This window comes from Actinomadura kijaniata NBRC 14229, from assembly GCF_001552175.1.
GTDB lineage: Bacteria > Actinomycetota > Actinomycetes > Streptosporangiales > Streptosporangiaceae > Spirillospora > Spirillospora kijaniata.
This window is the reverse complement of the sequence record NZ_BCQR01000037.1, coordinates 1-13,226: the sequence shown is the minus strand read 5'-3', so window position 1 is coordinate 13,226 and position 13,226 is coordinate 1. Positions and strand designations below refer to the sequence as shown.

The 13,226-nt window shown below is 73.9% G+C and carries 14 protein-coding genes; 10 read left to right on the top strand and 4 right to left on the bottom strand.

The genetic code is table 11. The features are described 5' to 3' along the window. Positions 1–172 precede the first annotated feature (172 nt). Positions 173–598 (bottom strand): hypothetical protein, encoded by a 426-nt coding sequence (locus AKI01S_RS13545; protein WP_245681610.1) that lies wholly within the window; start codon positions 596–598, stop codon positions 173–175. A 404-nt stretch (positions 599–1,002) separates the two neighbouring features. Then, positions 1,003–1,281, bottom strand: coding sequence for a hypothetical protein (locus tag AKI01S_RS50465; RefSeq protein ID WP_157419821.1), 279 nt, complete (start codon positions 1,279–1,281; stop codon positions 1,003–1,005). A 105-nt stretch (positions 1,282–1,386) separates the two neighbouring features. Here AKI01S_RS50465 and AKI01S_RS13540 point away from each other — a divergent pair, with 105 nt between their 5' ends. Beyond that, positions 1,387–2,169, top strand: a complete 783-nt coding sequence (locus tag AKI01S_RS13540; protein ID WP_067816025.1) for a DUF899 domain-containing protein — start codon at positions 1,387–1,389, stop codon at positions 2,167–2,169. Positions 2,170–2,601: 432 nt separating this feature from the next. Here the strand turns inward: AKI01S_RS13540 and AKI01S_RS13535 are convergent, their stop codons facing one another. Together AKI01S_RS13535 and AKI01S_RS13530 are read right to left on the bottom strand one after the other, a co-directional pair. Then, positions 2,602–3,129 (bottom strand): DUF3995 domain-containing protein, encoded by a 528-nt coding sequence (locus AKI01S_RS13535; RefSeq protein WP_218009667.1) that lies wholly within the window; start codon positions 3,127–3,129, stop codon positions 2,602–2,604. Further along, on the bottom strand, positions 3,119–3,448 hold the full coding sequence (locus tag AKI01S_RS13530) for a DUF6191 domain-containing protein (RefSeq protein ID WP_067816022.1): 330 nt from the start codon (positions 3,446–3,448) through the stop codon (positions 3,119–3,121). The genes AKI01S_RS13535 and AKI01S_RS13530 overlap by 11 nt, the downstream gene beginning before the upstream one ends. 337 nt (positions 3,449–3,785) lie before the next feature. Here AKI01S_RS13530 and AKI01S_RS13525 point away from each other — a divergent pair, with 337 nt between their 5' ends. From AKI01S_RS13525 to AKI01S_RS13490, 9 genes are all read left to right on the top strand, one after another. Next, a complete protein-coding gene (locus AKI01S_RS13525) occupies positions 3,786–5,075 on the top strand; it encodes a PP2C family protein-serine/threonine phosphatase (RefSeq protein ID WP_245681609.1) in 1,290 nt (429 codons plus the stop codon). Positions 5,076–5,259: 184 nt separating this feature from the next. Further along, complete coding sequence (locus AKI01S_RS50460) at positions 5,260–5,439, top strand: hypothetical protein (RefSeq protein ID WP_157419820.1); 180 nt, start codon at positions 5,260–5,262, stop codon at positions 5,437–5,439. 238 nt (positions 5,440–5,677) lie between these two features. Beyond that, on the top strand, positions 5,678–6,145 hold the full coding sequence (locus AKI01S_RS13520; RefSeq protein ID WP_245681608.1) for an NUDIX hydrolase: 468 nt from the start codon (positions 5,678–5,680) through the stop codon (positions 6,143–6,145). A gap of 147 nt (positions 6,146–6,292) precedes the next feature. Then, a complete protein-coding gene (locus AKI01S_RS13515) occupies positions 6,293–7,273 on the top strand; it encodes an ABC transporter substrate-binding protein (RefSeq protein WP_067816175.1) in 981 nt (326 codons plus the stop codon). Then, on the top strand, positions 7,270–8,265 hold the full coding sequence (locus AKI01S_RS13510; protein ID WP_067816016.1) for a FecCD family ABC transporter permease: 996 nt from the start codon (positions 7,270–7,272) through the stop codon (positions 8,263–8,265). Before AKI01S_RS13515 ends, AKI01S_RS13510 begins: the two co-directional genes overlap by 4 nt. 50 nt (positions 8,266–8,315) lie before the next feature. After that, complete coding sequence (locus tag AKI01S_RS13505; protein ID WP_218009666.1) at positions 8,316–9,335, top strand: FecCD family ABC transporter permease; 1,020 nt, start codon at positions 8,316–8,318, stop codon at positions 9,333–9,335. 47 nt (positions 9,336–9,382) lie between these two features. Continuing rightward, the gene (locus AKI01S_RS13500) at positions 9,383–10,261 is read left to right on the top strand and encodes an ABC transporter ATP-binding protein (protein WP_218009665.1); all 879 of its coding nucleotides are present in this window, start codon (positions 9,383–9,385) and stop codon (positions 10,259–10,261) included. Positions 10,262–10,781: 520 nt separating this feature from the next. Then, positions 10,782–12,515 carry an ABC transporter ATP-binding protein/permease gene (locus AKI01S_RS13495; protein WP_067816011.1) on the top strand — a complete coding sequence of 578 codons (1,734 nt, stop codon included), beginning with the start codon at positions 10,782–10,784 and terminating at the stop codon, positions 12,513–12,515. Continuing rightward, positions 12,512–13,226: ABC transporter transmembrane domain-containing protein (locus AKI01S_RS13490; protein WP_169813955.1), on the top strand; the 715-nt coding region annotated here is incomplete at its 3' end. The genes AKI01S_RS13495 and AKI01S_RS13490, both read left to right, overlap by 4 nt.

Below are 13,226 nucleotides of genomic sequence, written 5' to 3'. Positions count from 1 at the left end.
GGACGCCCGCCGCTCCTCACGTCGAAGGCGTGATCCGGCGGCTCAAGACCGGCGGGCAGTGGCGTGACGCCGACCTCGACAGACCCGGAAAGCCATCTCGCCGGACTCCACCTGCGCGCCTCGACGATCTGGATCAAAGTTCTCGGCCACGCCGTCTCCTGATCACAACCCGCTACGCGCCCCGGCGCAGCCACCGCAGGGCGGCGTCGGCGGTGTCCTCGGGCGTGCTGTTGAAGGCGATGGCCGCGTCGGGCGCGTGCCGCCGCACCAGGTTGACCACCTTCTCGAAGAATTCGAGCAACGGCTCGTGCTTGCGGATGCCGCCCCCGATCACCACGCAGGCGTACTCTTCGCGAGTCAGCGCCTCGACGATCGCTTCTTCGGGGTGCTCATCGAGTGCCACCAGGCAATGGTCGGCCTCGATGCCGTGATCGTCGAAGCGGGCCTGCCCTCGTGCGATCGCCGCCTGGACCGGCTCCGGATCCCAGCCCTGGATCTTGGTGGGATCGAGACCGATCACCAGTACTCGTGCCACTGCCACGCGTCCCTTCTCCTCGCGGATCGTTTCCACGCCGGCGCGATGGTCGAGTCTCGCCATGTGCGCTTCGGGATGTGCACTCGCCAGAGTGACAGAACGTCGTGCTCGCCAGGCCGAGGACCGGGGCGGCGTCACCGGGGACGGACACCGGGACTTCCCTCGAACCGAGCGCGAGGACCCTCGCTTGCCCGGCCCGATGAAACTCCCGTTCCCCGCCCGTCGGTTGCTCAGAAGCTTCGCCTGGCCGTGCGTTCGGCGGCGGCGTGCCACCATGCGGGAGGCGAAGGGCCAACGATCTTTGATGCGGGTTGGTCGGGGTGAAGTCCCAGCCGCCGCAGCGCGTCGGCTTTGATTCGGACGCTGAGCCAGCCGTGCCAGTGGCCGTCGGCGTCAGGCCCGCAGGCCAGATCCATGCAGACGTCGTCGGCGTCGAACGGCGTTCAGTCGATGCCACGGTCACGCGGTCAAGCCCGCACCGCCGCCGGATCGGGGCGGCCAGGCACGTTTTCACAGCTGATGATGGTGACCCACTCGGTGCCGGTCGGGCTCATACCGTCCATGATGTCACTTCCTTCGGGCCGCGACATGACCTGAACCATCCGCTGCCGCGCGGTCCGTTCCCGCCCCAGAGCACGCGGCGGGCGTCCGCTGACCTTCGACGCCGACGTCTGCAAGCGTCCCAACGTGGTGGAACGCGGTTCAACCAACGCAAGCACCGGCGTGGTCCGTGCGGGCTCGGCCAAGGGTCCTTTGCTGCGATGAGTTCTGGCCGGGACGCGGGTCTGTTCTGGTAACCGTCGTAGGACGTCGTACGACGCTGCCTGGCACGAGACACTACGGAGGACACCGTGACGACCACGCCGGACGATCCGACCACCGCGCTACCCGGCCACCCGCCGATCGTTGACCTGGCCACCTGGCAGGCCGCCCGCGACGAGCTCCTGGTCCGCGAGAAGGCCCACACCCGCGAGGGCGACGCCATCGCCGCGGCCCGCCGTCGGCTGCCGATGGTGGAGTTCGACGGGACGGTGAAGGTCGTCGGGCCTGACGGTCCGGTCCCGTTCCTGGACCTGTTCCAGGGGCGCGACGAGCTCGTGGTCTACAAGCACATGTGGTACGACGGCGCGCCGCACCAGGGGCAGTGCGAGGGCTGCACCAACGCGGCCTGGCACCTGAAGGACGCCGTCTACCTCAACGCCCGCGGCGTCTCGTTCGCCATCGTGACCACGGGCCGTTGGGACGAGGTGGCCTCCTACGTCGATTTCATGGGTTACACCCAGCCCTGGTACTCGGTGCGCGACGTGGCCGAGCCGGTCGGCGGCGACATGGGCTACACCACCTGCTACCTGCGCGACGGTGACCGTGCGTTCCTCACCTACTCCACGACGGGCCGTGGCAACGAGCCGTTCAACGGGACCTTCGCCCTGCTCGACAGGACGCCCTACGGCCGTGGCGAGACGTGGGAGGACAAACCCGAGGGGTGGCCTGAAGGGCGTCACGCGTGCTGGTACTGGCGTACGGACGCGGACGGGTACCCCTCCTGGGGCCCGACCAGCCGCCCCGTGCCGCAGTGGACCCGCCCCGGCGCGGGCCCTGTGGAGACCCTCGGACGGCAAGGCCCCCACCACTGACCCGCCTTCCGACGGTGTCGGCAAAAGGTGCGAGGCACCGGGCGGAAACTCCGGACGATGCGAACGGCCCCGCACTCGATCGACGGGGCTCGCCCGGGAGATGAAGGGCTCCCGGTAGGAGAGGGGCTGTCGAGGCCTGCCGATCCTGCCAGGAGCCCGGGGCGCGTATCGCCCGAGGGCCGGTACGCGTCGCGTCCTGCTCACGGCAGGGATGAGCGCTGCTGCTCGGTCCGCGACGGGAACGCCTGGCGGGCCCTACCGGCCGACCCCCCGCCGCATCAGACCGGCTATGTCATGGTCCGCCGGTGGACCCGCGCATGGGCTGTCCGCGCCGCCGCTGGTCGGAGAAGCGGCGCGGGTCTGCCGTCCGGCACGTCATCCACCCACCGGTGCCACCGCCCCCACGCCGGTTCCGCTGTGGCCACGGCCTGTTCAGGTATCGATTCTCGAAACCCTGGTGCGGCGGGTGAACTGCCAGGCCGTGGCGATCCAGAGCGTTCCCCACGCCAGGAAGAACGGAGACCAGAGCATCAGGTCCCATCGGGCCAGGTGACGGGCCAGCTCCGCGTGCTCGGCGGGTGGGGGCCGCAGGCCGGTCAGCACCAGAGCGTCGCCGAGGAAGCCGAAGCCGACCGGTCCGATCGAACGCAGCACCATCAGGGCGCCGATGCCCCAGGTGAGCCCGAGCAGAAGCCGTCGCGGAAGGCGACGGCCCCAGGGCTGGACGGTGGCCAGCGCCAGCAGCACACCGGCGACCGCGACGGCGGCCATGATCCAGTAGCTGGCGACGAACCAGCCGTCGCGGGCCATCATCTGGACCCGCAGGTCCGGCCGCATCGGCTCCTTGTCCACCAGGACGTCCGAACCGAGGGCATGGGTGAGCTTCATCAGCCCGTAGGCGCCGGTGAACGCGCAGGTGGCGTAGGCGGCCCACCGCTGCCGGGGGTGTTCAGCGCGCATCGCGGGTTTCGCCTGGCCGGGTGATGCGGGCGATGCCCTGGTCCAGGTCGACGCGGGTGCCGGTGGCCGGGAGCGCTCCGTCACCGTCGTCCTCACGCAGCACCAGCCGGACCTGGCGATGCTGGAGCTCGGCGCGTTTGCCGCCCTGAAAGACCGCCGTGAACTCGTCGAACCCGGTCGCCGATATCGGTGTGCCGGAACGTCGGCGCAGCCAGGGCAGCAGCCCGTGGCCGGTGCACCGTTTCCAGACGAGCTCCACCCCGGCCAGGGCGAGGAGCGCGCACGCCAGGACGGGCAGGGCCGCCGCATACATCGCCATCGGTCAGGACTGCCGGAAAGAATCGGCCTTGGCGGCGACGGCACCGGGAGAGCCGCCCTGAGGATGATCGTTTCCAGTTCCCACCCTCGAACCGTACCGGAGCCCGGCTCCTTGCGGATCTTCTGCGGGACGGCCCGCACGGCATGCCCCACGCGGTTCCCGGCCCGACGCCGCTCCATGATCCCTTCGAACGCCCCTCCCGGGAGTCCCCCCGCCGCCGGGTTCGCCGTCCAACCCGTGTGCGGTCAGTGGCGGTTGGGGTAGGTCACGCTGTGTTTGATCCAGCGGCACGGTCGCGGCGGCTGGGCGCCGACGGTGCCGCGGGGAGGGGAATGCGGTGACGGCCGATGATCGCGCTACCGAGCGGATGCTGACCGGGTTGCTGACGGCCAGCCATCTGGCGTCGGTCGAGCAGGTGCCGGACCTGGTCGCCGAGCACGCCCGCGACGCGGGGTTGGGCGAGGTGCTGATCTATCTCGCCGACCTGCAGCAGACGGTGTTGCGGCTGCTGACCGGCCGGGGGGAGAACGCCGGGGAGGGCGCCGGTCCCCGGATCGAGGAGCTGCGGGTCGACTCCACGCTGGCCGGACGGGCCTTCCAGGAGGTGCGCGTCCTTCGCAGGAGCGACCCCGAAGGGGAGGAGCCCGTGTACTGGTGGGTGCCGCTGCTGGACGGCACCGAACGCCTGGGGGTGCTGCGCGTCGGCGCCCCCGACACCATGGGCGGGGAGGCGGCCGACGAGGCGGTGGCGGAGCGCGTGCGTCACCTGGCGTCGCTGGTGGCGTTGATCCTGGTCAGCTCCCGGCCCTCCAGCGACTCCTACGCCCGGCTGGTGCGCACCCGTCCGATGCACGTGGCCGCCGAGATGCAGTGGAACCTGATGCCGCCGCTGACCTTCGCCACCCCGCAGGTGACGATCGGCGCGGCCCTGGAACCGGCCTACCAGATCGGCGGCGACGCCTTCGACTACGCCCTCGCCGACGACACCGTCCACCTGGCCATCTTCGACGCCGCGGGCCATGACGTGCACGCCGGGCTGGCGGCCACCCTGGCGATGGCCTCCTGCCGCAACCAGCGCCGCCAGGGCGTCGGCCTGGCCGACAACAGCGAGGGCATCGAACGCGTCCTGCTGCGCGAGTTCGGCGAGAACACCCGGTACGTCACCGCGATCATGGCCGATCTGGACCTGCGCAGCGGGGTGTTCACCTGGATCAACCGGGGCCACCACCCGCCGGTGGTGATCCGCGACGGCCGCTGGATCACCACGCTGCCCTGCCCGCCCGCGCATCCCATGGGCCTCGACATGGGCAAGCCCGTCACCCTGTGCACCGAACAACTCCAGCCCGGCGACCGGGTGCTGCTGCACACCGACGGCATCACCGAGGCCCGCGACCAGCAGGGCCGCGAGTTCGGCCTGCACCGGTTCGTCGAGTTCATCATCCGCCACAACGCCGACGGCCTCCCGGTCCCCGAGACCCTGCGCCGCCTGATCCGCGCCGTGCTGGCCCACCACGACGGCACCCTCCAGGACGACGCCACCGTCCTGTTCGTCGAGTGGCACGGCCCCGCCGTCGACGAGAACCCGCCACCCCGGCCCGTGGTGGACGGCCCGACGGAGGAAGCGTAATAATCACGGCAAGTTTTGGGGTATTCGCGAACTCTGTGGGCACAATGAACCCTCAAGTCGCTTTTTCATCCGGTGGACATGAGGGGCAGGGGGTAAGTCAATGGCCTCGGCGACCCAGACGACGCGCCAGTTCGATCTCGTTATCCACCGACTGCATGCGGCCTTTCCCGCCGAAGAGATCGGGATGGTCCAGCGTATGGTGCACATCGCGGTGAGCTGTGCCGAGCACCTGGGCTACACCGCGACCGACGAGCTGGTGGAACGGCTGGTCGCCGAACGCCTGCGCGGCCGCCAGGCCACGTCCCGGACCCTGCCCTCCTCCCTCGACCGGCCCGGCCGGCCCCTGGACACCAAGATCACATAGCGGTCGGGAATTCCCCCAGGTCCTGGATGCCGGGCTTGGTTCCGTTCCGCCGGTGTCGAGCGCTTGAAAAGCGAGAAAGTTTCAGATAGGCGCGGCGGTCAGGGGTGTTGAAAGGGAAGCAGGGCCTGGTGGTTCGGGATCGGCACTTCGTGATCACCTGTAGATCGCATGGCGCCCGCCGGAGCCTCCTTCACGTGGTCGCCGCCGGCTTTCGTTGCGGCGCATGGAGAATGCCGGAGTGAGCCGGTCGAGGATCCGCGTCGCCGCCTACGTGATCAGGTGGCGCGCCGTTCCCGAACTCCTGGTGTTCGACCACGTCGGCATGCCGCAGGCCGGGACCCAGGTCCCCGCTGGCGGCGTCCGTCCCGGCGAGGGGTTGGAGCGGGCGGTCCTGCGCGAGGTCGCCGAAGAGACCGGCCTGCTCACCGCGTCGGTGGTCCGGCGGATCGCCGTGGAGGACAAGCCCCACCCCGACACCCGCCAGCCGCGCAGGACCACCTATTTCCACCTTCGGGCACCCGCGACCACGGAGGACGCGTGGCATCACACGGTCCGCGGTGACGGAGGCGACGCGGGGCTGGTGTTCGCCTGCCGCTTCCTGTCGCTGCCTCTCGGGTGGCCGCTGGCGGACGGTCAGGACGCGTGGCTGGGCCATGTCGATCCCCGCTGGGCGACCGTGACCGGCGGCACGCCGCACCGGGACTGACGTCGAGGCCCGGTGGCTCCGTCCCCGTTCGGATGTACAAAAGACAATGAAAACGATTATCATCCCGGAGCAATGTCCGGAGAGGCGCCCCGCACGGGCGTCCTCGTCCGGTGTGTCGCCGACCCCCAGAAGAGAGAACCCACGACCATGCCGCGCACTCCGAGCCGCCTCCTGCGGCATGCCGTCGCGCTCGCCGCCGCCGGTGCCCTGCTGGCCGGCTGCGGCGGGGCCGACGACGGCGGTCCCGGCGGCGGCGCCGCGAGCCAGGCCGCCGCGAGCCTGCCGCCCGTCCAGCCGGTCGCCGACGCCGACAGCATCACCGACGTGCGGGGCAAGAAGATCGCCCCCGGGCGCACCCCCGAACGCGTGGTCTGCCTGGTCGCCCTCTGCGACGACATGCTGACCGAGCTCGGCATGGTGCCGACCGCCACCAACTCCGCGCTGTTGGCCCACCCCCGGTTCCTCGGCGCGGAGCGGGCCAAGAAGGTCCCGGTCATCCCCGGCGGGTTCATCAGCCCCGAGGTGGAGGCGATCCTGTCCCACAAGCCGGACCTGGTCATCGGCCTGGAGGACACCCACGGCAAGCTCGCCCCGGCGCTGCGGGGCGCCACCACGTTCTGGCCGGTGCAGCCCACCAGGTGGCAGGACAGCGTCGCCTACCTCCGCGACCTGGGCGCGCTCACCCACCGCGGTGACAGGGCGGTCGCCGCCGAGCGGCGCCTGCGCGACAAGCTGGTCCAGGCCGAGAAGGCCAGGAGCGGCAAGACCGCGCTGATCGTGTTCGGCAGTGACGAGAACTTCGGCGTGGCCACGCCGGGCCGGGACGTGGCGGCCGGGCTGTTCCCGCAGATCGCCGACTACCCGTGGAAGGACCGGGGCGTCGAGGGCACCTACAGCCTGGAGGAGATCCTGGCCAGGAACGTCGACGTGCTCTTCGTGGAGACGATCGCGTTCGGCGCGCCCGGCAAGAAGCTGTCGGAGAAGATGGCCGGCAACGCCCTGTGGTCGCAGATCCCGGCCGTCAAGAACGGCAAGGTGGTCGAGGTCGATCCGGAGGTGTGGGCCAAGGGGCGCGGCACCCGGTCCCTCGGCGTCGTCCTGGACGAGGCGACGGCCGCCCTGCGATGAGACCGACGCTCGTCCTGGCGGCCGGGCTGCTGGCCGCCGCGGCGCTGTGCGCGCTCTGTCTCGGAACGCCGAACATCCCGCCGTCCCGGCTGCTCGCCGTGCTGCCCGGCGGCGGGGCGGACGGGCTGGAGGCGGTGGTGGTGCGGGACGTCCGGCTGCCCCGGATGCTGCTCGCCCTGGTCGCCGGGGCCTGCCTCGGGGCCGCCGGGCTCGTCATGCAGGAGGCGCTGCGCAACCCGCTGGCCGTGCCGGAGATGCTGGGCGTCTCGTCGGGGGCGGCGCTGGGCGTGGCCGCGCCGCTGGTGCTCACGCTCACGCTGCCCGGCTGGGCGCATCCGCTGCTGGCCCTGGCCGGGGCCGCGCTCGGCGGGATCGCGACGCTGGTCGCCGCCGGGTTCGGCCGCAGCCCGTCGGCGGTGCTGCTGACCGGGGCGGCGGTGGCGGCGGCGCTCCAGTCCGCGCTGCTGGTGCTGATGGTGATGGCCGACCAGCTCGACCTCCAGGTCATCTTCCGCTACCTGATGGGCAGCCTGTCCGGCCGTACCTGGCAGGCCTGGCACGACGTCTGGCCGTGGCTGCTGGCGGCCGTGCCGCTGCTGGTGCTGTGCGCGCCGATGCTGGCGGTGCTGCGGCTCGGCGACGAGGACGCCGCCGCCCTCGGGCTGCGGGTGCGGCACGCCCGGCTGGGGGCGCTGGCCGTCGCCGTGCTGCTCATCGCCCCCGTGGTCGCGGTCTGCGGCCCGATCGCCTGGGTCGGGTTCCTCGCCCCGCACCTGGCGCGGCGGCTGCGCCCGGACGCCGACGTGGTGCGGTGGCTGCCCTGGACGGTGACGTGGGGCGCGGTGGTCACCGTGTGGGCCGACCAGGCCGCGCGGCTGGCCCTCAAGCCGATGGACACCCCGGTCGGGGCCTGGACCGCGCTGGTCGGCGTGCCCGTGGGGGTGGCGCTGCTGCGCGGCTTCCGCGCCGAGCCGAGGGGCGGCGCCCGATGAGCCTTCTCGGACGCGCGGCGTCCACGGCGCCCGGCACGGACCGTTCCGCGGTGCGTCGGCGGCGGTCGGCGCTCGCGTTCGGCGCGCTGCTGCTCGCCGTTCCGCTGGCGGCCGCGCTCGACCTGGTCGCGGGGCGGGCCCTGTCGGTGGGGGAGGCGTGGCAGGCGTTCACCGGCGGCGCGGTGGACCTCACCGCGCGCCACCTGGTCTGGGAGGTCCGCCTGCCCAGAGCGCTGGTCGCGCTCGGCGCCGGGGCCGCCCTCGGGCTCGCCGGACTGATCCTCCAGGCGGCGATGCGCAACCCGCTGGCGGCGCCCGAGGTCACCGGGGTCACCCCCGGCGCGGTGTTCGGCGCGGTCGCCGCCACCGGGGTCGGCCTGGCCGACTGGGCGTCACCGGTCGCCGTCGTGGTCTCCGCGGTCGCCGGGGGCTGCGGCGGGGCGGGCCTGCTGTGGCTGATGACCGGCCGGACGCGGTCCGACCCGGCCCAGATGGCCGTGCACGGCGTCCTGGTCTCGGCGGCTCTCAGCGGGCTGACGGCGGTGACCCTGCTGGCCGCGCCCGGCGAGCTCGGCAGCGTCGTGCAGTGGATGGTCGGCACCACCGAGGCGCGCACCTGGCAGCACTGGAACCTGCTGTGGCCGTGGGCGCTGTTCTGGGGCGCCGCCGCCTGCCTGACCGCGGGGCCGCTCATGCTGCTGCGCTGCGGCGAGCGGGTCGCCGAGGCCGCCGGCCTGGTCCCGGCGCGGACGCGCGGGCTGGCGCTGCTGTGCGCGGTGGCCCTGACGGCCGGGGCGGTGGCGTCGGTGGGCGCGCTCGGTTTCGTCGGGCTGGTCGTGCCGCACGCCGCGCTGGCCCTGTTCGGGGCCGACCTGCGGCTGACGCTGCCGGGGGCGGCGCTCGCCGGCGCCGTCGCGGTGTGCGGCGCGGACGCGGTGGCGCAGCTGGCGTCGCGGGCGGCCACGGCCTGGGGGGCCGAGCATCTCAGCGTCCCCGTCGGCGCGGTCACCACCTGCGCGGGCGCGGCGGTGCTGCTGTTCGTCGCCCGCCGGCATGCCGTCCAGCCGTGACCCGCCCCCATGAGAACCCTCCATCCGAACAAGGAGTGCACGAGACCGTGTCCGAGCTGATCGGCGAACCCGAGTCCGCGACGAACCCGGCGCCGGACGCTCCGGCCCCCGGCCCGGCCGCCGCGCTGGACATCGACCGGGTGAGCTTCGGCTACCCCGGACGGCGAGTGCTCGACGAGGTCAGCCTGCGGGTCCGGCCCGGCGAGTTCGTCGCCCTGGTCGGCCTGAACGGCTGTGGCAAGAGCACCCTGCTGCGCCTGGCGGCCGGGGTGCTGCGCCCGGAGTCGGGGCGGGTTTCGGTGGACGGCGCCGACATGACCCGGATCTCCCGCCGCGACGCCGCCCGCAAGGTCGCCCTGCTGCACCAGTCCGCCCCGGCCGTTCCGGGGCTGACGGTGCGCCAGCTGGTCCGGCAGGGCCGCTACGCCGCGCGCGGGCCGCTGGGTATGCTCCGCGTCGGCGACGACGCGGTGACCGTCCGGGCGATGCGGGACGTCGGCGTGGAGGAGTGGGCGGACCGCCCGGTGGAGGCCCTGTCGGGCGGTGAACGGCAGCGCGTGCGCCTCGCCCTGGCGCTCGCCCAGGACACGCCCGTCCTGCTGCTCGACGAGCCGACCACCTACCTGGACCTGCGGCACCAGCTGGAGGTGCTGCGGCTGGTGGCCCGGCTGCGCGACGAGCGGCGCCTCACTGTGCTGATGGTGCTGCACGACCTCGACATGGCCGCCCGCTTCGCCGAACGCCTGGTGGCGTTGCGCAACGGACGCGTGGCGGCCGAGGGGCCGCCGGACCAGGTGGTGACGCCCGCCCTGCTGCGGGAGGTGTTCGGCGTCGAGGGCCGGGTCGGCCGGGACCCCGAACACGGATGGCCGGTCTGCTACCCCGACCGGCCCGCCCCGATTGAAATCGATAACGGTTTTCATTAGTGTTCGTTGTCGGAATCCCCGGGAAGCCGCGTTCCCGCCGCCATGCGAGAACCGGCGTCGTGCGCGGGCCCGTCCGAGACGCGTCTCGGACGGGCCCGCCCCTCCCTGGCCCCGCCCGGTGCCGGCGGCTCCCCGGGAAGCCACGAGCAGGAGAAACGTGCCACCGCCCCATCCCGCCCCCGGCGCCGGGTTCGCCACCGCGCCAGGACGGCCCACGGCGGCCCACCCCCCTCCTGGGGCCGGAACGCTCGCCGCCGGTCCGGAGGGCCGCCCCCGCCCACACGGCCCCGCCCTCCCTTCGGGACGGTCGCCGCGACCACCCGGCGCACCGCCTCCCGTCACGGCCACCACGCCCGCACAACACGGGACGCCCGCACAACACGGGACGCCCGCATGACACGGGACGCCCGCATGACACCGGACGCCCGCATGACACCGGACGCCCCGCTTCCCGCCGGACGGCGGTCGACCCTCCACGGTCGCGCGCCGGTCCCCCCTCCCACGCCTGGAGCGACCGTCGATGATGCTTCACCCCGAGCTGCTGCGTGCGGCCCGTACCGCTCCGGCCCCGCTGCTGCGCGCGGCCGCCCTGCTCGCCCTGGTCACCCTCGCCCACGCCGGTCAGGCCGTGCTGCTCGCCGTCACGCTCGCCGACATCGCCCGTGGCCGCACCGGTCGGCTGCCCGTCCTGCTCGGCGCGGTGGGCGCGGTGCTGGTCCTGCGCGCGGTCCTCGTCTGGCGGCAGCGGGTGGCCGCCGCCGACGCCGGGGCGCGGATCCGGTCGAACCTGCGCGACGAGCTGCTCGTCCAGCTCGGCCGCCTCGGTCCCGCGCACGGCGACGCCACCCGGGCCGGGGCGCTGCGCGCGACCGTCGTGGACGGTGTCGAGGGCGTCAACACCTACCTGTCGCGCTACCTGCCGCAGCTGGCGGTGGTGTGCGTGGTCACGCCCGTGCTCCTGGTGGGGGTCGCCGTCGTCCACGTGTGGGCGGCGGCGGTCCTGCTCGCGGCCGTCGTCGCGGCGCTGTCGGTTCCGCGGTTGTGGGACAGGGCGCTGGCGGCGCGCGGCAAGGAGCACTGGGACACCTACGAGGGCCTGGCCGCCGACTATCTGGAGTCGCTCCAGCAGATGCCCACCCTGCGCGCGACCGGGGCCGTCCGGCGCAGGCGCGAGGCGTTGGAGGAACGGTCGCGGCGGCTGCACCGGGCCACCGTCGCCAAGCTGCGGGTCTCGCTGGTCGACACCGCGCTGACCGACCTCGCCATCCAGGCGGGCACGCTCGGCGCGGTCCTGCTGGCCTGCGCGTCGGCCGCCGGCGGGCGCGCGACGGGCGCCGGGCCCTACCTGCTGCTGATGCTCGCCTCCGAGTGCTTCCGGCCGCTGCGCGACCTGTCCCGGGAATGGCACGCCGGGTACGTGGGCGTCTCCGCCGCCGACGGCATCGCGGCGCTGCGCACCGCCCGGCCCGCCGTGCCGGACACCGGAACGCTCGCCCCCGCGTGGCCGTCGCCGCCCGGCGTGGTGTTCAGCGGCGTCCGCTTCGCCTACCCGGGCACCGGCCGCCCCGCCCTCGACGGCGTCGACCTCGAATGCCCCGCGGGCCGCACCACCGCCCTGGTGGGCCCGTCGGGCGCGGGCAAGTCCACGCTGCTGGCGCTCCTGCAACGCCACCACGACCCCGACGCCGGGGCCGTGCTGCTCGACGGCCTGGACGTCCGCGAGCTGTCGCTGGCCGCGCTGCGCCGCTCCATCGCCGTGGTCTCCCAGGACGTCTACCTGTTCGCCGCCTCCATCGCCGACAACCTGCGGCTGGCCGACCCCGGCGCCACCGACGAACGGCTGGCCGCCGCCTGCCGCGACGCCGGGATCCACGACGAGATCGCCGCGCTCCCGGACGGGTACGCGACCGTGCTGGGCGAACGCGGCGCCACCCTGTCGGGCGGCCAGCGGCAGCGCCTGGCCCTGGCCCGCGCGCTGCTCTGCGACGCCCCGGTGCTGGTGCTGGACGAGGCCACCAGCGCGGTGGACGAGCGGCGCGAGCACCAGATCACCGAGGCGCTGCGCCGCGCCGCGCGGGGCCGGACCTGCCTGGTCGTCGCCCACCGGCTGGCCGCCGTCCGGCACGCCGACCGGATCGTGGTCCTGGACCGCGGCCGCGTCGACGACGTCGGCGACCACCGGACGTTGGTCGGCGCGGGCGGCACCTACGCCGCGCTGGCCACCGCGGACCTGAGCCGCCGGGGGGAGCGGTGAGCCGCCCGCACGCCCTGCGCGGCCTGCTCCCGGCGCTGCGGCCGCACCGCCGGACGGTCGCCCGCACGATCGTCGCCTGCCTGGTCGACCAGGCCGCGCTCGTCGCCCTGGTCACGCTGCTGGCGCACACCGTCGGGCGGGCCGTCGTCGACGGGGCCGCCCCCGGCCCCGGCACCGTCGGCGTTCTCGCCGGGCTGGTCCTGCTCCGCTCCGTCGCGACCTGGCGGCAGATGGACCTGTCGCACGACCTGGCCTACCGGGTGCTCGCCGAGCTGCGGGTGCGCATCTACGACGGCCTCGCCCGCAGCGCCCCCGCCCGCGTCGCCGGGCGGCGCAGCGGCGACCTGGCGGCGACCGCGATGAACGACATCGAGGCGCTGGAGTTCTTCTACGCGCACACCACCGCGCAACTGCTGGCGTCGGGGCTGGTCTTCGCCTCCGGGACGGCCGTGCTCGCCGTGCTCGACCCCTGGCTGACGCCGGCGGTCCTGGCCGCGGCCGCCGCCCTGGTCGCGCACCCGCTGCTGGGCGACCGCGCCCGCACCGCGCGCGGGCAGGAGGTGCGCGCCGCCACGGCCCGCCTGTCGGCCGACGCCGTCGACACCGTGGACGGCATGCGCGAGCTCCTCGCCCGCGACGCCCTCGACCGCCGCCGGCGGCGGCTCGTCGACGTCGGCCGCGGGCTCGCGCGGGCCCAGCGTGCCGAGGCCC

What these genes read in the sequence shown, in the direction of transcription:
- AKI01S_RS13545 (WP_245681610.1), bottom strand. Translation starts at nt 598, where the DNA reads ATGGCGAGACTCGACCATCGCGCCGGCGTGGAAACGATCCGCGAGGAG.
- AKI01S_RS13535 (WP_218009667.1), bottom strand. Translation starts at nt 3,129, where the DNA reads ATGCGCGCTGAACACCCCCGGCAGCGGTGGGCCGCCTACGCCACCTGC.
- AKI01S_RS13530 (WP_067816022.1), bottom strand. Translation starts at nt 3,448, where the DNA reads ATGGCGATGTATGCGGCGGCCCTGCCCGTCCTGGCGTGCGCGCTCCTC.
- AKI01S_RS50460 (WP_157419820.1), top strand. Translation starts at nt 5,260, where the DNA reads ATGGTCCAGCGTATGGTGCACATCGCGGTGAGCTGTGCCGAGCACCTG.
- AKI01S_RS13515 (WP_067816175.1), top strand. Translation starts at nt 6,293, where the DNA reads ATGCCGCGCACTCCGAGCCGCCTCCTGCGGCATGCCGTCGCGCTCGCC.
- AKI01S_RS13510 (WP_067816016.1), top strand. Translation starts at nt 7,270, where the DNA reads ATGAGACCGACGCTCGTCCTGGCGGCCGGGCTGCTGGCCGCCGCGGCG.
- AKI01S_RS13495 (WP_067816011.1), top strand. Translation starts at nt 10,782, where the DNA reads ATGATGCTTCACCCCGAGCTGCTGCGTGCGGCCCGTACCGCTCCGGCC.